Here is a 22781-nt window from a genome sequence, read left to right on the forward strand (position 1 = left end):
CTTATTTCCCAAACAACAAAAAAGCCTACCCCCGCCCTCACACAAAGTGTGGGTACGTGAGTAGACTTCATGACTTGAAAAAAGGCTTAGCGCTTTTTACTGCGATAAAAGAAATTCGGCAGCTTCGCTTCGTTCGAGTAATGCTGGTGGAAAATATGCGTCGTTGCCGGGGACAGCGGCGGAATCAGCCACGTCCAATCACCCGTGACGTCGCGCCCGCTCTTCTCCTCGTTGTCCTCGAAGCGTTTGAACTGCTTCGCCGCCGTGTGGTGATCGACGATGGCGACACCCTGCAGCTGAAACGAATGCAGCACCGCTACATTCAGCTCAACCAGCGCTTTGTCCCGCCATAAGGAAGACTCGCGATGCGTATCGAGCCCCATGATTGACGCTACCCGCGGCAGCATGTTGTACCTGGCCTCATCGGCAAAATTCCGCGCGCCGATTTCCGTTCCCATGTACCACCCGTTAAAGGGAGCCGCGGGATAGATCACGCCGCCAATCTCGAGGTACATGTTGGAAACCATCGGCACCGCATACCATTGCAGGTTCAGCTCTTCGAAGGCCGGCAGCTCCGGATGGGTGATGGCGACTTCCAAAATCAACGATTGAGGGATCTCAAACAGTCGCGGCGCTCGATCTCCCACTTGAATCATAAGCGGCAGCACATCGAAATGCGTACCTGCCCCTTGCCAGCCGAGTGCCTGACATTCCTTCGTGAAGGCTAGTGAAACAGGATCGCCCACGATGCCATTCTCGGTCTCATACCCAGCATAGCGAATCAGCTGCTCGTTCTTGATCTGGACGACAGCCTGCCCTTCTCTCGAAGGTGGGAATATCGTGATAACGGGGCGGATTTTGCCGCCATTCGTCGCTTCCTCGATATGCCTGAAAAGCGCGTCGGCCGCTGCCTCTTCCGTCTCTATATGACGAGCATCGTAAACACGGAGCGACTCCCAGAACAAGCGGCCAATGCAGCGGTTGCTGTTGCGCCAAGCCATTTTTGCACCATGGGTCAACTCTTCTAACGTGTGCTCAAACTCACCTTTATACTGAATGGCTTGTGTGATCTCAGCAATTCGCGCGCCGATTTGAGCCTGACTTTTGCCTAATTCGGTGTAGCATTCTTGTATAAAGGGGATCGCTTTCTCTAGTTGTTGATCCTGAACTTTCATGGGGATAACTCCAATCACTTCGCACTAAATTGGTCGGGAATATAGCTGATATGGGAGGTTGCGATAATCGTTAGCTCGCCTTTGTCTGCGTTATACTGAACGGCATCATCACCAACATAGAACCATAATTTCCGTGTAGGCTCATTCTCAAACTCTTGGAAAACAAATACATTCAGTTCATCTTTCCATTTCAAAAGCTCCGCAATCCGCTCTGGCTGATCGATCTGAACGCTGAACAACCATTGTTCGCCTTGCTGCTTCCACTCATAGGGCACGGGGTGCTTGCCGGTATCGATAAATGCACGTCCGCCAACCGCATGCTTCACTAGAAAAGTTTCCTTCATCGCTGCAACCTCCTCTATCTCCGTTATCTTCTTAAGGCAGATCAATAAGCATGAAATGTGTATCTTCCAGCGCGCGAATCGTCAGGATCGATTCATTTTGCATACGCGCACTATCCTTCGCTTCAAGTACCGCATCATTGGCGGAGCACTTCCCGCTCACGAGCATGAGGAAAATACGGCGATTCTCGCCTTGCTCGAATTGCAGCTCCTTACCCGCATCCAGCTTGCTGAGGTAAATGCTCATGTCTTGATGGATTTTCGCGATGTGAGGACCTCCCTCTGGTGTTACCACTGGCAAGAGATGATTTATCATCGCCTCCGGCTCATAGGTGACATTTTCAAAAGAGGGCTCCATACCCCGTTTTGCTGGCATAAACCACAGCTGGAATAGACTCATCGGCTCCGTTTCCGATGCATTATACTCGGCGTGAATAACGCCGCTTCCTGCGGACATCCGCTGCACACCATTAGACGCCGTTATGGCAACATGGCCGAGACTGTCTTCATGCTTGATCGCTCCGCTGAGCACGATGCTGACAATCTCCATATCGCTATGGGGATGTGGGCCAAAGCCCCGCCCTGCTGCGATATCATCGTCATTACAAACTCGCATAACTCCGAAACTGACATTCTCTTCATCAAAATAATCGCCGAATGAGAAGCTTTTGTGGCTCTTGAGCCACCCCATATCGGTTGAATTACGCGTGTTGGCTGGGAAAACTTGTATCACAGCAAATCGCCTCCTACTTTTAGTACCTTTAGCTTATCACACTCGGGTTCCTAACTTCCATGTCAGATCGGTGGCGAAACGAAGCCAGTTCTGTGACGATCCCTGTTCATGAGGGTGTTGCTTGCACTTAATTACTCTTTTCAATTAACTCCACTACTGTTTGATTCATCTGGTTATTATCTGAGCGCAAGTTGGAGAACTGAATAACACCAAGATCAGGAGTATACATATTGTTTTTATCGCCTCTAATCCAAGTAGATAGATCCAAATATTGCACTACTTTTTCATTCAAAACAAAAACGAGAAGACTGCTATTTTCGTCTGATAAGCGCAAAGAATTTCTCGTCCATATGTACCCTATTCGGTCATTGATTTGGGTAGGCGTTGTATAAGGACCGAACAGATATAGCTTATCCCATGAAAAGTCAGTTAGTTCTTTTATACGCATACTAGTTATCCCATTAATATGTACAGAATCGATGTGCAAACGGAAATTTCGAATTAAAGTTTGATGTTGAAGTTTATTGACACTCTTTGACTGTTGATCAATTAGTTTAATTACCGATAGACTTGTAGGAACTGACAGTAGAATCGAGAGCGCAATCATCCATAGTACTTTATACGATTGACGTAGCGTTAACAGACGAATAAGTACATAAGTAATAGACAGGGATACGAAAAATGGCAGTAAACTGATCGTAGTGTTCACGAGGCCAAAACCATTCTCCGTAACATCTAACACCTGATTAACAATTTGATAAACAAAATAGTAAAGGATTGATAAGACGATCCAAATAGTGCCGAAAATCACTTTCTGCGAATGCATGCTCTTACCCCGCTCCAAAAATCACGATTTTTCCCATTATCGCACATAAATGGCTTTTAGTTACATCTTTTTAGAGAGGCAGATAACCTCAGTACCTTATTTGTTGGGAAAATGCCGAGAAAGACGAAAATCGGGCAAATAGCGCACCATTGTGACGAAATATGGGAAGGGACTGTCTACAAGTAGATAAACCTACTTGTGAAACAGCCCCCTGATGCAGCTATGAATTTATTCCTCCAGTAACATCCACTGCTCATACAACGCATCCAACTGTCCCTGCACACTCTCCCGTTTCTGCCAAAGCTCCGCGAGCTCCGACGCAGTCAGACCCGCGCTCTCCTGCTGTAACCGAAGATCCAACACGGCCAACTCGGCTTCTACGCTCGCAATCCCTTTTTCCAAGATTGCTTTCCCTGGCGCGGCCGCTGGTTTACTCGGTTTAGCCCCCGATGCCTCGGGCTGCTTCGCTTTCACTTTCCCTATATCAGCGACCCGCCGCTCCTCTGCCAGAAGCAACTCCCGAGCGCGAATCTCTCCGCTCTTTTCTTTGTACGCATCAAAATCACCCAAATACATGGTAATTTTGCCTTTATCCAGCTCCCATATTTTGCGAGCCAACCGATTCATAAAATACCGATCATGCGTTACCGCCAGCACCGTGCCTGGGAATTCATCGAGTGCATCCTCCAGCGCTTCGCGTGAAGCGATGTCCATGTGATTCGTCGGCTCATCCAAGATGAGCAGATTCGGCTTACGCAGCACAAGCAGCGCTAATCGTAATCGTGTCCACTCGCCGCCAGACAAGGAGCTCACCGACTTGAACACATCCGCGCCATAAAATAAGTAGGCAGCGAGTCGCCCCCGCGCTTCCCCTTCTTCCAGCTTCGCTTCCTCGCAAAAGTAGGCTAATACGGATTTCTTATTATCCGCAGGATACGCTTGCTGCGCCAAATATCCGATGTCGACGCGAGCCCCGAGCTCGAGTTCCCCGCCATCGGGCTGCACTTCACCGAGCAGCATCTTCAGCAGCGTGGTTTTGCCGGAGCCGTTATGCCCGACGAGCATTACCTTCTCACCGTATTCGAGCGCTCCTCCCGCTTGCTGCAACAGTACCTTATCACCATATCGCTTGGTGACATTCTCAAAGCGCAGTACCCTCCGACCGGAACGGTCCTCCGGCTTCAAATCGAAATCAGCCGCCTTCGGATCCAGAACGGGACGTTTGAGCTTTTCCATCCGATCCAGCGCCTTCTGCATGGAGAACGCCCGGCAAAAAAACTTTTCATTCCCGCCTATACGCCCCCACTCGATCAGCTGTTTGATCGTCTCTTTCATCTTTTTGATAACCTTCTGCTGTTCTTGGTACTCCGCGAACTGCTGAAGCAGACGTACTTCCTTCTCCTTCACATAGCCCGAATAAGAGCTGTGATACGTAGTCGATTCACCGTCTTCTAATTCCACGATTTTCGTGACAACAAGGTCCAGAAAATAACGATCATGGGAGACAATGATACAAGCGCCGTCATAATGCTTGAGGTACTCCTCCAACCATTCCACGCCTGCCAAATCCAGATGATTCGTCGGCTCATCCAGCAGTAACAGATCTGGTCTTCCAATTAACTGGGAAGCTAACGTGATCTTTGTTTTTTCTCCCCCTGACAGGGAGGCAAAGCTCCGCTCATAAAACCCCTTCGCGATACGAAGTCCATTCGCTACCTGATCTATGCGCGCATCAAGCTCGTAGCCGCCTTCGCGCTCGAAACGCTCTTGCAATACGGCGTATCGTTGCAGCAGCTGATCCATCTGCTTCTCATCATTCATGACCGCCGGGCTCGACATTTCCTCCTCGAGCTGGCGCATCGTTGCGCGGCACGCAAGCAGCTCTTGAAAGCTCGCAGCCAGCACATCATACACCGTGTAGCTTTCCCAAGCGCTTGGGATTTGGGCCAAATACCCGATCCCTGTATCCTTCCGCACCGTAAGCTGCCCTTCATCAGGCTTCTCCATCTTGGCGATAAGGCGCAACAGCGTTGATTTCCCACTGCCATTGCGACCGACAAGTCCGACACGTTCCCCTTGATGAATTTCAAACGTAACATCCTCGAGCACCAGCTGTGCACCGTGGTATTTTTTTATATTTTGACCATTAACAATTAACATAATGAAGGATCCTCCTTGGTATGAAGACAGCCCCCACCTTAATCTTGGGTACACAAAAAGGCCGCAGGAAAAAATTCCCACGACCTTTCGGATACTTCCGTAGAGGGTTAAGGTAGGCGCCTTTTCGTGAGTTGGTAAACCGTATGCGCATAAGTGGACAGACCTCTCGCGTCTTTGACTTCTGCATGAACGATGCCAGCCATCGCAATGGGTAACTGGCTCACACGGTTGTTTACGAACTCTCGATTCATCCTACCTTCACCTCCTTCAAATTACACTCTGCTAAAATAGTACCATAACCAACGGTCAATTCGCAATGGACCCCGCAAAATCTGGGCTGCCATCGGCGTTGTATTTCAGTACACGTACGAAGGTGTGCCTGTTCGGATCATACAGCGGATCGCCTACAATTTCTTTATAATTTCTAGCATGGAAAACGAGAATGTCTTGGGTCCCGTCCTCCGAGACCGTGAAGCTATTATGACCAGGTCCAAAAAGACCGATGCTTTCGTTGGTAGTAAGCACAGGGCTTGTTGTTTTCACCCATGACTCCGGATCCAATAAATCCGCATCCTCTTGAGCCGTCAATAGCCCCATGCAGTAATTGAAGTCGGTGGCGCTTGCCGAGTAGCTGATAAAAATCCGACCATTTCTAATCAAAACAGCCGCTCCTTCATTTACCTTAAACCCGATGATCTCCCAATCAAACTCTGGCGTTGCAATCATGACTTGCTTACCGCTCAGTGTCCATGGGTTACTCATGGCTGAAATATATAAATTCGAGTTACCTACGATTGCAGGATCCTTCTGTGCCCAAACGAGATAACGCGTACCGTTATGCTCGAATGACGTCGCATCTAAAGCAAAGCTTTCCCACGCCGTTCGCAGCTGCCCTTCCAGCTGCCAGCTGCCTTCGAGTGGATTAGCCTCATCTGTCGTTAGCACAAACATCCGATGATCGAAGAGACCTTCGTTGGTTTCGGTCGTTCTCGCTGCTGCGAAATAAATGTACCAACTGCCTGCTATGAAATGGATCTCAGGTGCCCAAATATTCGCGCTTAAGGGACCTTCCGTCGGTTTACGCCATACAATTGCAGCCTTCGCTTCCTTCAAACCCTCAATTGTAAGTGAGCGTTTAAGCTCAATACGATCGTATTCCGGCACGGAAGCCGTGAAATAATAATATCCGTCTGTATGTTTATATACCCATGGATCAGCACGCTGCTCCAAGAGTGGTTTGATATAGCTAGTCTCCAATTTCTCCATGGTTACTCTCCTTTAATTTCATCCGTCTAAGTGCCCCAGATGTTAATGTCTTGCTCCTTATTCCTATAACTACCATGCGTCTCCCTTGCAACTACCCTTTCACGCCGCCAACCGTAAGACCTGATACAAAGAAGCGTTGGAAGAAAATAAATACAATTAGAATAGGAACGATTGCCAACACAGAGCCAGCAATGAGAATATCGTAGTTATTTCCGTAAGGGGTTACCAGACTCGCTAGTCCGATTGGCAGTGTCAGCTTTTCCCCTGTTTTGAGAACAATTAACGGCCATACAAAGCTATTCCAGCTCGCCAGCGCTTGCAAGATTGCCATAGCCCCGAAAGCAGGCGTCATTAATGGCACCATGATTTTGAAAAAGATACCATACTCCGAGCAGCCGTCGATTCGCCCTGCATCTAGAAAATCCTTAGGCAGCCCTTCGGCATATTGCCGGAAGAAGAAAATTGGCAGCGGTGCGACAACGAATGGGAGAATCACGCCGCTAAATGTATCAATTAAATGAAACGAAATCATCTGCTTATACAACGGAAGCATAATAATCTCAACTGGCACCATCATGACCAAAAGAACGAAGACAAAGATCAGATTTCGTCCTGCGAAACGGTACATCGCAAGTCCATAGCCAACCATCGAGGACAGCAAGAGACAGAAAACCGTATAGACTAGGGAGATCAGAACACTGTTCTTGTACCAGAGCAAATATTTCTTCGCTGATGCTGAAAATAGGAAGGCATAATTATGCATGGACAGCAATTCCGGTTGCAGCTTTACATTCAGCCCATATCGGAGCAACTCCTTCGAAGGCTTGAGCGAAGCCAAAGCGAGACTATAGAACGGGAAGAGCGCGAGGCCCGCTAGGACTAGAAAAAGCATCAAAAGCAGGAAGGAAGGAAAAGGCCTTTTCCGTTGTTGTGTGATCATGCTTAATCCTCCTTCCTGAATAAGCCGAAAAATCTCAGCTGAATCACATTAATCACCATCGTAATCGCGAGCAGAGTAATTCCAATGGCCGAGCCAAAGCCTAAATTATTTTTCTCGATCCCTTCGCGATAGAGAAGACCTATCATCGTAAGACCCATATCATTCGGTGAACGGTTGCCATTCCAAAGAATGTAGCTTTCCGTAAACATCGAATATCCGCCGTAAATAGAAATGGTGATCACATAAATCGCAACCGGCTTCAACAGAGGCAAGGTGATACGCCAGAACCGTTGCCATGCATTCGCGCCATCAATCTCAGCTGATTCGTACAGTTCATGCGGAATACTTTGCAGCGCAGATAGGAAGTAGATGATATTAACACCTGTAAAGCGCCATGTCGCCAATATAACCAAAACAAGCATCCCTGTTGTCGAATTCGCCAACCAGTTAATCGTCGGCATGCCTAAAAGATGACGGAATCCATTCATAACTGAATCATCCAAGCTGCCGAAAACAAGCCTGAAAATAGTTCCAGCGACAACAACAGAAGTGAGTGATGGAATAAACAAGGCAGAACGGAAGAATGCGCTTGCCTTCGTTAGCTTCGAATTTAAGAAAACAGCAAGAATAAGAGGAAGTGGAATGAGTACAAGCAGCGTCCAGAACGTATATCGGCTGCTATTTTTAAGCGCAGCAAAGAAAGTCTCACTCCATAGATTCTTATAATTAGCGAGACCAATATAATGAGTCTGCCCTGGCAATACTTCTTGAAAGCTCATATTGACCGTGGTAATTACCGGATAAGCAAAGAAAATCAGAAACGATAAGATAAAAGGCAAAACGAACACGTATGGGGCTACCCGAGATGAATACAGAAATTTATTCATACTGTTCGATCGTCACTCCTTTCTTGAAGCACTGAAAGCTTAACCCGAGGGACATTGGACCCTCGGGTACAGCCTGCAGCGGAACGCTTGGCGTTCGGCTTACTTAATATTTTTAACCGCATCAGACAATACTTGTTTAGGATCCTTCATGTCATTAAGTGCTTGGAACATCGCTTTCGTCTTAATATAATCCGACACAGCTGGTGTTCTTTCTTTGACATTCGTTGGCGCGATTTCACTCTTCACACTAATCAATACATCCCATAAATTTTTGCCGAAATAGGAAGTGAATTTATTGTCAGCTTTCAGTGCTGGATCGGACCAAACGTCAGAACGGATTGGATCAAAGCCAAGTTGGGACCAAATTTGGATATTGCCTTCTTTGGAAAGCTTTGCATAGGAAAGAAATTTTTTCGCGATGTCTTGATTTTTGGATTGCTTAGTAATGACAGTTCCCGTACCGCCCATACCGGATGAACGCATTTCACCTTGTTTAAATACTGGCATCGGTTTAATGATAATTTTGCCTTTCAGATCAGGCATGTAATCCGTGAAACGACCCATGTACCACATTGGCATCCAGACGGAAGCTGCGCCGCCTTTGTTCATGAAACCGTAATACTCTTCGGCATGGTGGAAACCGCCAGGAGCAGCCACCGCTACTTTATCTTTAACTAGCTTCTGTAAGTAGGTAAGTACCTCTGTATTGGCTTGATCCCCTAGTGTTACATTCCCGCTCTTATCCAAGAAGTCTGAACCATGCTGTACCACCATTGGCCAGTAAGACCACTGATCCGTCGTTTCTACGGTCGCCATGGGCTTGCCGGTTTTCTCAAGAACCTGTTTGCCCGCCTTTTCGTAATCGTCCCATGTCTTAATATTGTCAGCATTCACGCCTGCTTTATCGAGAATTTCTTTATTGTAGTAAATCACTTGAGCACCGACATGATAATCGATCCCGTAATATTTGCCGTCCTTCGCATAATTGTCCAGGCGAGACATAACGAGATTCCCTTTTTCTGGCTCTACGATATCATTCAAAGCTGCCAGTTGTACGTCGCCTTTTAGGTAGTTACCGATTTTGCTGATCTCGATATCAGCCATATCCGGCGCGCCTGTACCCGATTGAAGAGCTACTAACAATTTATTGTGATTATCATCATAAGGGAATGTTGTTGCTTCAATTTGAACTTGCTGTTCAGGATGGGCTTTGTTCCAAGAAGTTGCCATGCTTTCGAAGAATTTCTGATGCAGCTCATTAAACGTCCAAAAGCTTAATTTAACTGGAGTGCCGCTTTTGGATTCGCTATCATTTTTACTAGTCGTACTCGTTGAACAAGCAGTCAGTAATACCATGGATGCTAATATGATGGCCGATGACATTTGAAGTTTCTTCTTCATGTAAGGTATCCCCCTATGGAATATAGTTTTGAAAGCGTTTTAATAATTGAATTATATGACAAGTCGTTTTATATTCATATAATCAATTGGTATTAAAATTATAATTATTATACTTAATACTTGTTTATTTCCTTTCTCACCATCTCATTTTATTTTGGAAGCGCTTCATAACATATATTAGCTCACTTTTCAGTGCATTTATATATTTAATTGGTTATAAATTCCTATAAATTTATAATAATTATATTTTTTATACTCAGCATATTCCCTTTTTCGTCATTTCTCGTTACAATAGAATTAACAAATACATGAATTCAGGTGATGCCAATTGCATAAAATTCCTCTCTATAAGCAAATTTATCAATCAATTAAAGGCAAAATCGAGTCAGGTGAGCTTCGTCCGAAAGATCGCGTGCCTTCAGAACAAGAGTTCATGGATGAATATATGGTTAGTAAAATCACTGTCAAAAATGCTTTAGCTGCGCTTGTCGATGAAGGGCTCGTTAATCGCATTCAAGGGAAGGGGACCTTTGTTGCGTCCATCCCTTCATTAACCGTTCAGAAAACCGTACAGACACCGGCTCCGGCATCCAGTGGCTACATTGGACTTATCATCCCTACGATGAAAACGATGGTGATTCAAAAGCTTGTTGATTATATCGAGTTCTATATCAAGGCCGCAGGGTACCAACTAATTCTTCACATCACACGTGAGTCTTCTCTTGAAGAATCACGCTCCGTACAGGAACTAACGAGTTCCCCTGGGGTGCGCGGGATCATTGTATTCCCAACGGAGGATGAAATTTATAATGAATCCTTGCTGCGTCTATCCTTAGATAAGTTCCCGTTCGTCTTCATCGACCGTTTTTTGCGCAATATTGATACGTATCGCATTATTTCCGATAATTGGGGCGGCGCTTATGAGACCGTGTCGAGACTGTTGCAAGCCGGGCATCAACAAATCGCGCTCATCTCACCAGCTAATACGAATACTACGATTGAGGACCGTACCCATGGCTTCGAAAAGGCATTTATTGACGGCAATATACCCATTGATAAAAACTTGTGGTGTCATGTGCCGATCGACATTCTAAGAACCGGGGATACTTATACTCACCTCGTTCATTTCCTGCATCAGCATCCGCAAATCACAGCCGTCTTTGCTTTAACTGCCGAGATGGCGAGGCTGACCTATCAAGCGCTGCATCAGGAAGAGGGCTTGAACGCGAGTATTCATCTCGTTTCCTTCGATGATCCCGAAATCCCTAATCTTCCGCATGTTTTGCAGGATGAAGAGCGAATGGCGCGATCTGCCGTCGAGTTGCTACTTGAGCAATTTAGCGGAAAGTACACGCCGCAGCGCGTGGAGATTCCTGTGAAATGGATTAACGGGTAGTCGAGCGGGGCTGCAAGGTGAAGCGTAAGCAAATATCGGCATAACAAAGAAGCTAAGAGGCGTGATTGCTCTTAGCTTCTTTGTTGGTCAAAAATGCTAAACTACATTAAACTCCAAATCTGCTTACCAACGAGCAGAACACATACGGTGATAAAAAGCGGTCGCACATACGCCGAACCTTTGCGAATAGCCATGCGCGAACCAAGGAAAGCGCCGCACACCATAGCCAGTCCCATCGGAAGTCCGATCCAATAGTCGATGGAATCCAGTGCCATAAACGTAATTAAACTCGCGATGTTGGAGCCGAAATTGAGTATTTTGGAATTCCCCGCAGCTTTGACGAAATCGAAGCCGACCATAAGGAAAACGAAGATGAGAAAAGAGCCGGTTCCAGGTCCAAAAAACCCATCATAGAAGCCTAATGCGAAAGCCGCGCACCCCATCAAAAACGCCGTTTTTGCGGAGTATTGGCTGAAGGTTGAGATGTCTCCCCAATTTTTGCGGAATATCGTATAGATCGTAATTAATATCAGCATGACCACAACAAGCGGCTTTAAAAAGTCAGAAGGAATTTGCTGCAATACGAACGTCCCGCATACTGCGCCGGACAAAGAAAGCACAAATAATACTCGTACTGCCTTCAAATCGATATTCCCCGATCGCATAAAAGAAATCGTACTTGTCAGCGATGACATCGTACCCGCTAATTTATTCGTACCTAACGCAAGCGCCGGCGGCAGTCCCGTAGCAAGCAGCACAGGCACCGAAATGAGCCCGCCTCCTCCAACAACGGAATCCACGTAGGCCGCTAGAAATCCACCGATGATTACGAAAACCATCATTTCCCAACTCAAGTGTAACATGGTTTAAATTGACCCCTTTTTATGTACATAATTAATGTAAATGACTGCTGATTTATCCAACATCTATTCTCGCACGATGTAACTATTCTAGCAAGAATTTACCTTTGGAAAATAAAGTGAAGATACAGCAAAAAGGACAGCCGAGTTTCCTCGAACTGCCCTCTCTATTACTTCCTCTACTGGACACTCACCCTAAGTCTGGCGTATCCGTCAATTCCACAACTAGTTTCTCCGCATGATGCAGCTCCAGAATAATAAGCTCGTTGCGCCCTTTCTTGAGCAACGGAGCTGGCACATACAGCGTGCCCTGCGGTCCTTTTTCCCAGTAACGGCCTAGGTTGAAGCCATTGATCCAAACAACACCCTTCGACCAGCCCGCTAGCTTAACGAACGTGTCCCCGGTTTCCTCAACTGTAAATTCCCCGCGATAAAAAGTTGGGCGATCCTCCCGCACTTCGTTCTCCGACGTTTCACGTGTGAATGGAATTGCTGCTAGATTGTCTAATGGGAGTGGATAGATCGTCCAATCGAATTGGAACTGATTGTTCATCCGCACACCCTCGGTGATGCCCTTACAGTCTCTTAATTTGGGACCATAGTTGACGCGCCCCATATTCTCAACCAGGATCTCCAGCTTCGCTCCCCCAGCAGGAATGTCCATCTGGAGTGGACGAGCATCCCATCGCTCCACCGTGCCTTGATACACGCTATCTAGGAACACCTGCGCGCGATCATGAACTTCTTGCAGGTGAAGGCTTTCACCTGTACGCGGTCCTGATACATGTGTCGTGTACACGATGAATCCGTAATCTTGCCCGAGCTGCTCCATTGGCACAGGGGAAATGCGAGTTACAGGCTCGGTTAGCTCAGACAGATGACTGAGCAAATCTGCCTGCTCCGTCATTGTAATTTTCCCGTAGCTTTTCTTCGCTATGGGCTCAGGCAGTGCAGGAAGCTCCGCTTCCGTTTTGCCCAAGTAATTAGCTATCACTTTGCGAACGGCACGATATTTCTCTGTAACATCCCCGCACTCTGATAACGGTGAATCGTAGTCATAGCTGGTGATCGTCGCTTCATATTTCTCTTGATAGTTGGCGCCGTTATAGAAGCCGAAGTTCGTCCCGCCGTGGAACATATAGAAGTTCACCGAGGCACCGAGTCGCAGCATGCGATCGAAAACATCCGCTACATCCCCACCATCTCGCGTGTGGTGCGGCTTCAACCAGTGATCAAACCAACCATTCCAGTACTCCATGCAAAAGAGGGGCTCATCCGCGCGATATTGACGGAATTTCTCGAAAGCCTCTTCTGGCTGTGAGCCGAAATTGACGGTGGCCAGCGTCCCTGGAACGGTCCCGCCTTGCAGCATGCCATCCTCAGGTCCATCTGAGGTAAACAGCAGAACATCAACACCGCGACGGATCAAGCCGTCCCGTAAATAGGTCAAATATGCCGTATCATTTCCGTAACTGCCATATTCATTCTCAATTTGCATTGCCAGGATAGGACCGCCATTGGTGCTCAGAAGCGGCGTCAACCGAGGAATCAGCTCATCATAATAGTTATCTACTTTTTGTAAGTATGTCTCGTCCATGCAGCGCAGCTTCATATCCGGATATTGGAGCAACCAGGCTGGTAATCCGCCAAATTCCCACTCCGCACATATATAGGGGCTGGGCCGTACGATCACATGCAGACCCAAGCTGCCTGCAAGTTGGATGAATTTCTCCACGTCTGCAAGACCGCTGAAGTTGAATTCATTCTCCTTCGGCTCATGCAAATTCCAAGGCAAATATGTCTCCACGGTATTAAATCCACAGGCTTTCAGTTTCAATAGCCGATCTTCCCAATACTCCGGTACCACACGGAAATAGTGAATTGCGCCAGACAAAAGTTGAATAGGCTGACCGTCCAATAGAAATTGCTTATTTCCAGCTGCCAAAATCGCCATAAATGACCCCTCCGAATTATACGATTACGTCGTGATTTACTCCTCTCATCATCGCTGATTCGGCCTTATCTTCTCAATCTCCAAATGGAGCATGTTCTATACCAAATGTGCCAATGACGTGATATGATGAAGCCAACCTTCAACACGAAAGAGAACGTGAATGCGACGATGGTAGATGTATATCGGTTCCCTAACCTAGTAAATACCCTGCAAGTAGTGGGCTGCCATTTCGGCTTGCAACTCCCAGGCTGGCACTTCCCTCGACATCATCACCATTTATTTGAGCTGCTGTATTGCTCGGAGGGTGAAGTTGTTCAAGAAATGAATCGCGATGTGATTACGATGCAGGCAGGTGACTGGCTGCTGATCAAATCTGGCATCAGACATCGATCATCCAATTCGGGCTTGATTCCGTATGGGTATTTCAATGTGCATTTTGACCTTGACGATACCGAAATTCGTAGTCTGCTCGCCGCCGCTGCTTATCGGCATATTCCACGTAAGCAAGCCGAACAGAGCAAGCTTATGTTCTACGTCAGTGAGCTTGAGGCTGTCATGCATCGCAATCGCTCGGTGGAGACACTTGAGCTGCACGATCAAGTGCGTCAGCTTCCGCTCCGCTTCGAAGATAAGCTGCTGCTGCAATCGTATACCCTGCTCATCGTGCATGATGTGCTGCATTTGCTGCGTCAACAAGAGCAGGCTGCGTCTGCCCCCAGCAGGGACGCCTCCTTGTTCACTACAGATATCGCCCACGCCATCGAAGAAAAGCTTTCGCTTGGCCTCGGCGAAGAAGCCTCTATCGCAGGCATTGCGAAAGAGCTGAGTCTCAGCCGCAGCCAGTGCACGAAGCTATTCTCCCAGGTGTATGGGCTGTCACCGCGTCAATATGTCAGCCAGATGAAGCTGAAGCTGGCCAAGGAGCTGCTTGTCACGACGCATTTGTCGATGACGGACATTGCGGACAAGCTTGGCTTCCAGTCCGCCAGCCACTTCTCGCGGCAATTTCGGCGCTGGACGGGTCAATCGCCGAGCGAGTTCAGGCCGAAGCATCATGCTGATCAATAAGCGGCATGTATACAACAAAAAAAGAAGCTGGATCATGGATCACAGCTTCTTCATTCATGCGTCTTATCTGAAAGCAGAAATTAAACATATTGCAGGCAATACTTCATTCAATTTTCGATTCCATCATGGATATATTTTATTACGAACATTATCCGGTAAACAGGTTTACTTCTGGTTTCATTTTAACGCAATACACAATAGTATTGCCCGAGTTAAAACATTTTATACATCCAACAGTCGTCATTTCAATTAATAATCCCATGCGAAACAATTTCCACCTTCATGGAAACGTTGAAATTCGCCTTTGGATAGGCATTCTCCCAGTCCATCTTCTTCCACTCGTCTGGATAGAAAGCCATGACGTCCCGCGCGATGCCCAATGCATCGGAATGTGCACGCTGAAGCAGCTTACAAATATCGTTCGCTTCATCCGTCAGTATCTCGGAGAATCGCTTATTCAATTGTTCGATCTTCTGCTTGTCTGCAAGGCCATCCTTGGCATATTCAATGACTGTCCCCTTCATTCTCACATCAAGCTGTATCTGCACTTGCCCTTCCGTATCAACCCAGACCTTTTTATTTCTCTTTAGATTCGAGATCTTAAGGCCTAAATAATCGGCAGGTTCATCTTTGGAGGAACTCTCCTCGATATTCCTCGTAATCACGCAAATATCGCCTTTCTCCCCATTCATTAATAGATATAACGTTGATTGCTCCGGTGTTAAAAAAAAGCCTGTATATGCTTGTTCATTCATGAGTGCCAAGCCGTCAACCACCGCTTTATTTGCCTCTTTCTTCAAAATCGGGATTGCTGGATCACGACCTGGGTCATGGAGCATAGGGTAGAGGGAATGCAGCGTTATCGAAGGAATCACCGTTTCATAGCCTGCGCTTTTAAGAATTTTCCGCAGATATTCACCAACCGTTGCAGACCCGATACGATCAAGACGAATCAAATCGCCAGCTTTCCCACGAACAATAGCCACTTTAGCTAGCATAGGAACGTTGGAACTCCGAAAGGCAGCGTCTAAGACTTGCGACAAATCTTGTTTTGCCAGCTTTTCGCCAATTAGCATGACTTGATTTTTGGAAGTACCAATCGGGCCAGCTATTTGCAGCCCGATTTTCTTAAACAACGCATCTTGCAGCGTAGGTCCTGATGCGGATATCACCTCATGGACCGGTGCTGTTCGTTCCTTCCCCCCAGGAGATTGAATGGTAACGGTCGTGACGATGTCATTTTTATCATCAATGTCAATCGAGGCAGCATAAATAAGCTGCAGGTTTTTGAGTTCATTTCGATAGTTACATCCCGTAAGTAAGAGAAGGATAAAACATCCGATAACAAGTTTTCTCATACCGGCAGTTGTCCTCTTTTCCCTCTGACCCAGGCTAACACTAAGAGCACAACCGGAATCCCGAGAATAATAAAACTGTCAACTTTGGTGATTTGCTCTAAGTACTGAACACGATTCTCCGATCGCCAAAAGATTCCTGTTATACAGACAAAGGGGACGAGATAGTAGATGGCTTTTTTGTGCTCGTTGCTATGAAATAATAACCCTATTCCTTTACCCGCGCTATAGAGGTAACTAATCTGTGTTGCGGTCACTTTAACCAGCCAGATGGAGAGAAAGAGCAGGTCCAATCGTTCTAGAAACGGCAGGGAAATCCCATTGAGATAGTACGGTACTGGCTGCGGAATGAAGCTTAAGGAATCGGGGCTGAAATTTAGAAAACAGACAAGAACGATAATCATAAAAAAGGCGGTTGCCAATCCATTCGCCCATAAAATAGGAGTAATCAAGCTCTTTCCTTTTGCTCGGATATCGGAATTCAGCACCAACAGCACTTCAAAACCTAAAAAGGAAAGCACAGAGCTCTTGACCCCCAATAAAATCGCGTGGAATCCTTCTTGCCCAACAGGCAGCAGATAACGATAATCCATCGTCTTAAAGCTAGTCATCATAATGGCAAGCATGACAATAATTAATAGGGTGATTATGGCATGGTAACGAGCAATAATCCGTATATTCTCTTTGGCCATGTAAAGGCAAACCACACAATTCGCTAAGATGATGAGGCTTGGGTTGGTAGAAGGTAATATCCATAGTTCCACGAACATCATTTCCAATAATAAAATCAGACAGCTCGTAAACGTAAAATGTAAAATGTACACCGCGGAGAGCGCTTTCCCGAGCCATTTGCCCACAATTAGAGGAGCAAATTGATATATATTTTGCTGCGGAAATCTTCGGCATAACATAGCGAAAGCTACCAGGATGAGTTGGACACAACCGCCAGCCAATAGAACAGAAATCCAGCCATCTGCACCCGCAGCTTTATGCAAATCATAAGGGAAGGAGAGGACGGCAATACCGATCTGCGTTTGCAAAATGAAGGCAAATACTTGAACTCGAGTCATGACGGCCTCCTATTGGACGCTTTCCTGCCTAAGAATCGTCTTGGCAGCTGAACAAGCGCAGTCAGAATGCGGCTTGGCTTAAAGGGTGTAAACGGATAAAAATAAGGTACGCCAAACGTTTCGAGTTTACTTAAATGCATGAATAAGAGGCTGAAACTAAAGGCGATGCCGGCAAAACCGAGCAACGAGGACGCAATCATGATTGGGAAAGAGATGAGCCGCAGGGCAAGTCGCATTTCATGTGAAGGTACGCTGAACGAAGCCACTGCTGTTAATGAAATGACGACAATCATCGTCGTGGAAACTAAATTGGCATTGACAACTTCACTTCCGATTACGAGACCTCCGACGATAGACAGTGTAGATGCGATCGATTTCGGCAATCGGATCGCGGCTTCCCTGAGAAGCTCCAACACGGTAATCATGAATAAGGCCTCCATGAGCGGATTGAATGGGATATTTTCCAACGATGCTTTCAAGGAAAAAACCAAATCAATCGGCAATATATCAAAGTGATTCGAAACAATGGAGATGTAAACCGATGGTAGGGCAATACCGATCATGACGCTGATAAACCGGAGAAACCGGAAAAAGGTCCCGTTCCACCACCTGACATTGAAATCATCTGCCGCTTGAAAAAACATAAAAAACGTCACAGGTAGAATCGTTGCAAAAGAGCTGCCATCCACCAATAGCGCTACTCGACCTTCCATTAAGTGCGACACCGTGGTATCGGGTCTTTCCGTAAACAGCATTTGCGGAAATGGCGATAAATGACTGCTTTCCAAACGATCTGTGATTTGACCTGGGGATTTAATAAAGGTGGCCTGATTCGTAAGCAGATTGGCAATAATCTCGTCAACAACGTTCATATCCGCAATATCACACATGTATAGCAGCTTTACATTCGTCGGGCTTTCAGCGCCAAGTGTGAAGTGCCGCTCAACCAAATTTGCATTCTTCAACCGTTGATGGATTAATTGCGCGTTGACGGAAACGTCATCCACAAATCCTACATGGGATCCGCGAATCGTTTGTTCATTTTGCGGTTCTCCCATGCTGTGAGCAACTCTTGCAGTTGCATCTACCATGACAATATCCATTCTTTGCTCCAGCAGAATGGCGCATTTCCCCTGAAGCATCCCGTCAGCCGCTGATTTCAGATCGGTGACAAACTCGATTTCCATTACGGGAAGAATATCTTCAAGACGGCCTTCCCCAGCTTGGAGCAAAGGTTTTAAGATATCGGATTGCAGCTTATCTTTATCTGTTACTGTAGTCAGATAGAGGAGGCTTCCCTGTAAGCCGTGCAAGTTGAATGCTCTAGATCGCACATCATCGGAAGAATGGAAGCATTGGAAAAGGTTGCGAATATTCGTCTCCATCTCAACTGAGATTTGAAATGAATCCTGTTCGATTTCCATACTTTCCCCTCCCGTCTTATCACATTTGGTTTAGTATTTACTAGTTAGCGCAGATTATCCAAATACATCCAAAACGGAAATGAAAAAACGCCTCCTCATCGCTAAGGAAGCGTAACGTTGCTATTGGATTACTTTCACTCGCTAATGCGCACCTCGATGCTTAACGCCTCAAATGTATCTACCCATTCCTTCGGGCAGCCCGGATCTGTAATCAGCATGGAAATTTCCTCGAGCTTGGCTACTCTGGCAAACGTAGATAGACCAAATTTGCTGTGGTCTGCAATTAGGATCGTTTCCTCGGCCCGCTGCATCATTTTCCGCGATATGACGGCTTCAGCCAAATGAAAGTCTGTTAAACCATCATGTAAGGAGATACCGCCTGCGGAAATGAACGCTTTGTTCACTTTAAATTGATCGAGCAGCTGATCAGCCAGGGAGCCTATCACCGCTCGACACTCCTGGCTCACTTCCCCACCTGCGAAAATAATTCTTCCCTGGAACGTTTCCATTGCCAAATTTAGAATTGGGATCGAGTTGGTAATGAGCGTAACATTCGACTTATCTTTCAAAAAGGGGACGATTTCGATCGTCGTTGTGCTGTTATCCAACATGATCGTTTCACCATCTTGAATGAGTGAGGCGGCTAGCTTACCAATAGCCGCTTTCTCTGGCTTCATCATTTGGACCCGATTCAGAAAGGGAGGCTCCACTAGCTCCATCCGCATTTTGACCGCGCCGCCATACACTTTCCGCAGCTTGCCTTCCTTTTCCAAACGATCCAAATCCCGACGCACAGTTTCCGTTGAAACCGTAAGCATTTCAGACAGATGATGAACCTGTACTTTCCCTTCTAGCTCCAACTGATTCAGGATCGTCGTCCTGCGATCTTCGTATGTTAATGACATAATGGCCTCCTAGACGTTATCCCAGAACATAGCTTACCTTGTAAGCATCCGTTTCAATGACCGATTTCAATGAAATGCTGTTGTTTTATGTTGTTTTTATCATTGTATTTCGAGGGAACGGAACTGTCAACTAACTGGCATTGTGTGCTTAGGCGAAAATACTCATTGACAGCTTACTTAACCAAGGACTACAATTGTCAACAAACAACAAGAATTTGTTATGAAACCACACAAATACAATGTTTAAGCAAACGAATTAACGGGAGGATTTACGTATGCAGCACTCACTTGTTTTTCGAGAAGACCGTACGTTTACAATTGCACAGTTCACTGATTTACATTGTAAAGATGGCGGTGCACTAGATCAGCAGACGCAACAACTCATGGCAGATATCCTCGATGCCGAATGCCCTGATCTCGTGGTTTTTACAGGAGACGTCATCTATACAGGGTATATAACGCCTGGAGAGCCTGAATGTGAGGATCCTTTGCAAGCCTTTCAATATGCCATTACAGCGACCGAAGCTCGTGGAATTCCGTGGGCCGTCGTATTCGGGAATCATGATACAGAGACGATGATTACGCGTGATGACCTTATGAATGCCGTCCTCACGTATCCCCATACGGTAGCTCAGCGTGGTCCCGAGGGAGTTAACGGCGTAGGTAACTACCGGCTTTCTATTAAAGACACGAACGGGGTAGAGAAAGCCAATTTATACTTCTTTGATTCCGGCGCTTATTCACCAATTCCGCATATCCAAGGCTATGATTGGATTCGCAATGATCAAATCGACTGGTACAGGAAAGAGTCCGCTCAGCTTCGAGAGGAAGCCGACGGTCACATATTGCCCGCACTAGCCTTCTTCCATATCCCGCTTCCTGAATATAAGCAGGTTTGGGACACGAAAACCTGCTACGGGCATTTTTATGAAGACACGGTCTGTAGTGCTTCCGTTAACTCAGGCTTGTTCGCATCTATGCTTGAGATGGGCGATGTCATCGGCACTTTCGTCGGGCACGATCACATCAACGATTATTGGGGCGAGCTCCATGGGATTCGCCTCTGTTATGGAAGAGCAACAGGCTATAACACCTATGGCAAAGAAGGCTTCCCCCGTGGTGCGCGGATGATCCGACTCCGCCAGGATGAGCGGAGCTTCGAGACTTGGCTGCGACTTGCAGACGGAACGGTCGTAAGCGAGCAACCCGAGCACCGGCCTGGAGAATGATCGGAGGCATCGGAGGCAAACAACCTAAGTATCCGTCCTGAGACTTCCTTAGCCGCAACGAATGAGTTGGAGATGATGATTTGTTAGTCACAGCAACCTTACTAGTCTTAGCTTCTGGCCTAGCTCATGCCATCTGGAGCTTGTTCACCAAAAGCAGCCATAACAAAAGCGTCTTCCTATGGTCCATCATTATGGTAACCACCGTCATCCTGCTTCCTACCTTAATCCGTGAATTATGGCTTAATCCCTTATCCTTATCTGCTTACGGTTTGCTCCTGTTATCCGCTTGTTTGCAGGCCGGATACGCCCTCTTGCTCTCACGCACCTATACGATGGGAGATTTATCGCAAATTTATCCAATTATGCGGGGCACCAGCACCCTATTCATTCCAGTTGTCGGTGTCATGTTTCTGAGCGAATCCCTATCCATCTATGGATGGATAGGTCTGCTCTGTATGGTCTTTGGCTTTATTTCGCTCAGCGGCATTTGCGCCAGCTTCCGCTCTGGCGCTTCATCTATGGGATCTATTAAGCCATTTCTTATGGCGCTTTGTGTGGGAATTTGTACGACTTGCTACGTACTCGTCGATAAACTGAATCTCGCACACATTTCAGCGATCTCCTTATTAGAAGTAACCAATATCGGATTTGTCGCGGGACTTACGCCAATTGTTATCGCTTCCAAACAACTGCGCATAGAGTGGAAGTTGAATTTCAAAACGATTTTACTTGGCGCGATTCTCAATCCTGCTTCCTACTTGCTGTTCCTCTTCGCCATGAAATACGCCCCCGTCGCACATATCTCCCCGTTGCGTGAAATCGGGACTGTTTTTGCAACCATTCTGGGGATCGTTGTCCTCAAGGAGAAACAAGGTACTTTACGCATTCTTTGCTCTATTCTCATCTTAATAGGCATTCTCATGATCAGCTTTTGGGGCTAAAAAGGAGAGGACACACAATGAAGACTTGTCATCGTGTCATTATTATCGGGTGGGATGGCGCCGGCAACTTTGTCCAAGATGCTCATACACCGAATTTGAACCGTTTGTTTGCAGCGGGTGCCTGCACCCTTGAAGCGCAAACCGCTTCGCCTACCATCAGCGCGCAGTGTTGGGGCACACTGTTGCATGGGGTTGATCCTGCGAAGCATGGTCTTACCAATACCAAAGCTGAGAAGGAAGAATTCCCTGTTGATTCACCCTATCCATCGATTTTCCGCGTGGTGCGGGAAGCTTTCCCGGATGCCAAGCTAGCAGCTTATAGTGCTTGGAAGCCGATTAACGATGGGATTATTGAGCCCTCAATCGGTGTTCATAAAGTTTCCATGCCCGATGGTGAGCTAGTCCAAGCCATAGCGGCATACATACGTGAAAACACTGATTTCAAATTGCTTTATGTGCAATTGGATCTACCAGATGCTGCAGGTCATCAACATGGATATAACACACCTGGTCAGATTCATGTCATTGAAGAGTCGGACCGTCACACGGGTATCATCTTGGATGCGCTAGAGACGGCTGGACTCATGGACGACAGCCTCATTATCGCTGTCACGGATCACGGTGGCGGCGGTGAGCATGCTTTCGATCACGGCAGTGATCATCCGCTAGATAAAACGATCTTCTGGAGCTGCGCAGGCCCAGGTATCGAGCCAGGGAGCAAGCTCGTTAACGTCGACATTGCCGATACAGCCGCCGTTGTCGTACATGCCCTTGGACTGGAGGCTCCTGCTTCTTGGGAGGGGAAATTGCCCAAGGGATTGTTTCGCCATCATTAATCATAAAAAGGAGT

Annotated in this window: 21 protein-coding genes; 5 read left to right on the forward strand and 16 right to left on the reverse strand. The window is 46.8% G+C overall.

Going from position 1 to position 22781, the window contains the following annotated elements; genetic code table 11:
* Window positions 1-86: 86 nt before the first annotated feature.
* The 10 genes from AC58QO_RS17925 to AC58QO_RS17970 form a co-directional block, all read right to left on the reverse strand.
* Window positions 87-1175, reverse strand: a complete 1089-nt coding sequence (locus AC58QO_RS17925; protein WP_497267867.1) for a nitric oxide synthase oxygenase — start codon at window positions 1173-1175, stop codon at window positions 87-89.
* 14 nt (window positions 1176-1189) lie between these two features.
* Entirely contained in the window at window positions 1190-1519 is a 330-nt protein-coding gene (locus AC58QO_RS17930; RefSeq protein ID WP_497267868.1) for a hypothetical protein, read from the reverse strand.
* A gap of 31 nt (window positions 1520-1550) precedes the next feature.
* Complete coding sequence (locus AC58QO_RS17935; protein WP_497267870.1) at window positions 1551-2249, reverse strand: pirin family protein; 699 nt, start codon at window positions 2247-2249, stop codon at window positions 1551-1553.
* Window positions 2250-2376: 127 nt separating this feature from the next.
* Window positions 2377-3075 carry a hypothetical protein gene (locus AC58QO_RS17940; RefSeq protein WP_497267872.1) on the reverse strand — a complete coding sequence of 233 codons (699 nt, stop codon included), beginning with the start codon at window positions 3073-3075 and terminating at the stop codon, window positions 2377-2379.
* A gap of 228 nt (window positions 3076-3303) precedes the next feature.
* Complete coding sequence (abc-f, locus tag AC58QO_RS17945; RefSeq protein ID WP_497267874.1) at window positions 3304-5235, reverse strand: ribosomal protection-like ABC-F family protein; 1932 nt, start codon at window positions 5233-5235, stop codon at window positions 3304-3306.
* A 107-nt stretch (window positions 5236-5342) separates the two neighbouring features.
* Window positions 5343-5486, reverse strand: coding sequence for a hypothetical protein (locus tag AC58QO_RS17950; RefSeq protein ID WP_171632188.1), 144 nt, complete (start codon window positions 5484-5486; stop codon window positions 5343-5345).
* Window positions 5487-5541: 55 nt separating this feature from the next.
* Window positions 5542-6501 (reverse strand): glycoside hydrolase family 43 protein, encoded by a 960-nt coding sequence (locus tag AC58QO_RS17955; protein WP_497267876.1) that lies wholly within the window; start codon window positions 6499-6501, stop codon window positions 5542-5544.
* A gap of 91 nt (window positions 6502-6592) precedes the next feature.
* Window positions 6593-7438 (reverse strand): carbohydrate ABC transporter permease, encoded by an 846-nt coding sequence (locus AC58QO_RS17960; RefSeq protein WP_497268152.1) that lies wholly within the window; start codon window positions 7436-7438, stop codon window positions 6593-6595.
* A gap of 5 nt (window positions 7439-7443) precedes the next feature.
* Window positions 7444-8328: a carbohydrate ABC transporter permease gene (locus tag AC58QO_RS17965; protein ID WP_497267878.1), complete on the reverse strand. Its 885-nt coding sequence runs from the start codon at window positions 8326-8328 to the stop codon at window positions 7444-7446.
* 99 nt (window positions 8329-8427) lie between these two features.
* Window positions 8428-9729: an ABC transporter substrate-binding protein gene (locus tag AC58QO_RS17970; RefSeq protein WP_497267880.1), complete on the reverse strand. Its 1302-nt coding sequence runs from the start codon at window positions 9727-9729 to the stop codon at window positions 8428-8430.
* Between the two features lie 328 nt (window positions 9730-10057).
* On the opposite strand from AC58QO_RS17970, the gene AC58QO_RS17975 reads away from it, so the two are divergent.
* On the forward strand, window positions 10058-11125 hold the full coding sequence (locus AC58QO_RS17975; RefSeq protein ID WP_497267882.1) for a GntR family transcriptional regulator: 1068 nt from the start codon (window positions 10058-10060) through the stop codon (window positions 11123-11125).
* 101 nt (window positions 11126-11226) lie between these two features.
* Here the strand turns inward: AC58QO_RS17975 and AC58QO_RS17980 are convergent, their stop codons facing one another.
* Entirely contained in the window at window positions 11227-11988 is a 762-nt protein-coding gene (locus AC58QO_RS17980) for a sulfite exporter TauE/SafE family protein (protein WP_497267883.1), read from the reverse strand.
* A gap of 187 nt (window positions 11989-12175) precedes the next feature.
* Window positions 12176-13939 (reverse strand): glycoside hydrolase family 35 protein, encoded by a 1764-nt coding sequence (locus AC58QO_RS17985; protein WP_497267885.1) that lies wholly within the window; start codon window positions 13937-13939, stop codon window positions 12176-12178.
* Between the two features lie 123 nt (window positions 13940-14062).
* On the opposite strand from AC58QO_RS17985, the gene AC58QO_RS17990 reads away from it, so the two are divergent.
* Window positions 14063-15007: an AraC family transcriptional regulator gene (locus tag AC58QO_RS17990; RefSeq protein WP_497267887.1), complete on the forward strand. Its 945-nt coding sequence runs from the start codon at window positions 14063-14065 to the stop codon at window positions 15005-15007.
* 245 nt (window positions 15008-15252) lie between these two features.
* On the opposite strand, the gene AC58QO_RS17995 is transcribed toward AC58QO_RS17990, so the two are convergent.
* The 4 genes from AC58QO_RS17995 to AC58QO_RS18010 form a co-directional block, all read right to left on the reverse strand.
* Window positions 15253-16365: a Ger(x)C family spore germination protein gene (locus AC58QO_RS17995; RefSeq protein WP_497267889.1), complete on the reverse strand. Its 1113-nt coding sequence runs from the start codon at window positions 16363-16365 to the stop codon at window positions 15253-15255.
* Window positions 16362-17432, reverse strand: coding sequence for a GerAB/ArcD/ProY family transporter (locus AC58QO_RS18000; protein ID WP_497267891.1), 1071 nt, complete (start codon window positions 17430-17432; stop codon window positions 16362-16364). The genes AC58QO_RS17995 and AC58QO_RS18000 overlap by 4 nt, the downstream gene beginning before the upstream one ends.
* Window positions 17429-18856: a spore germination protein gene (locus AC58QO_RS18005; protein ID WP_497267893.1), complete on the reverse strand. Its 1428-nt coding sequence runs from the start codon at window positions 18854-18856 to the stop codon at window positions 17429-17431. The genes AC58QO_RS18000 and AC58QO_RS18005 overlap by 4 nt, the downstream gene beginning before the upstream one ends.
* Before the next feature lie 134 nt (window positions 18857-18990).
* On the reverse strand, window positions 18991-19761 hold the full coding sequence (locus AC58QO_RS18010; RefSeq protein WP_497267895.1) for a DeoR/GlpR family DNA-binding transcription regulator: 771 nt from the start codon (window positions 19759-19761) through the stop codon (window positions 18991-18993).
* A 275-nt stretch (window positions 19762-20036) separates the two neighbouring features.
* Between AC58QO_RS18010 and AC58QO_RS18015 the strand changes: the two genes are divergently transcribed.
* The 3 genes from AC58QO_RS18015 to AC58QO_RS18025 all read left to right on the forward strand — a co-directional run bounded on the left by AC58QO_RS18015 (window position 20037) and on the right by AC58QO_RS18025 (window position 22767).
* A complete protein-coding gene (locus tag AC58QO_RS18015; protein ID WP_497267897.1) occupies window positions 20037-20990 on the forward strand; it encodes a metallophosphoesterase family protein in 954 nt (317 codons plus the stop codon).
* Between the two features lie 80 nt (window positions 20991-21070).
* On the forward strand, window positions 21071-21931 hold the full coding sequence (locus AC58QO_RS18020; protein ID WP_497267899.1) for an EamA family transporter: 861 nt from the start codon (window positions 21071-21073) through the stop codon (window positions 21929-21931).
* Window positions 21932-21948: 17 nt separating this feature from the next.
* A complete protein-coding gene (locus tag AC58QO_RS18025; RefSeq protein ID WP_497267901.1) occupies window positions 21949-22767 on the forward strand; it encodes an alkaline phosphatase family protein in 819 nt (272 codons plus the stop codon).
* The last annotated feature ends 14 nt before the right edge of the window (window positions 22768-22781 follow it).

The sequence above is a fragment of the Paenibacillus sp. J31R30 genome, assembly GCF_059692115.1.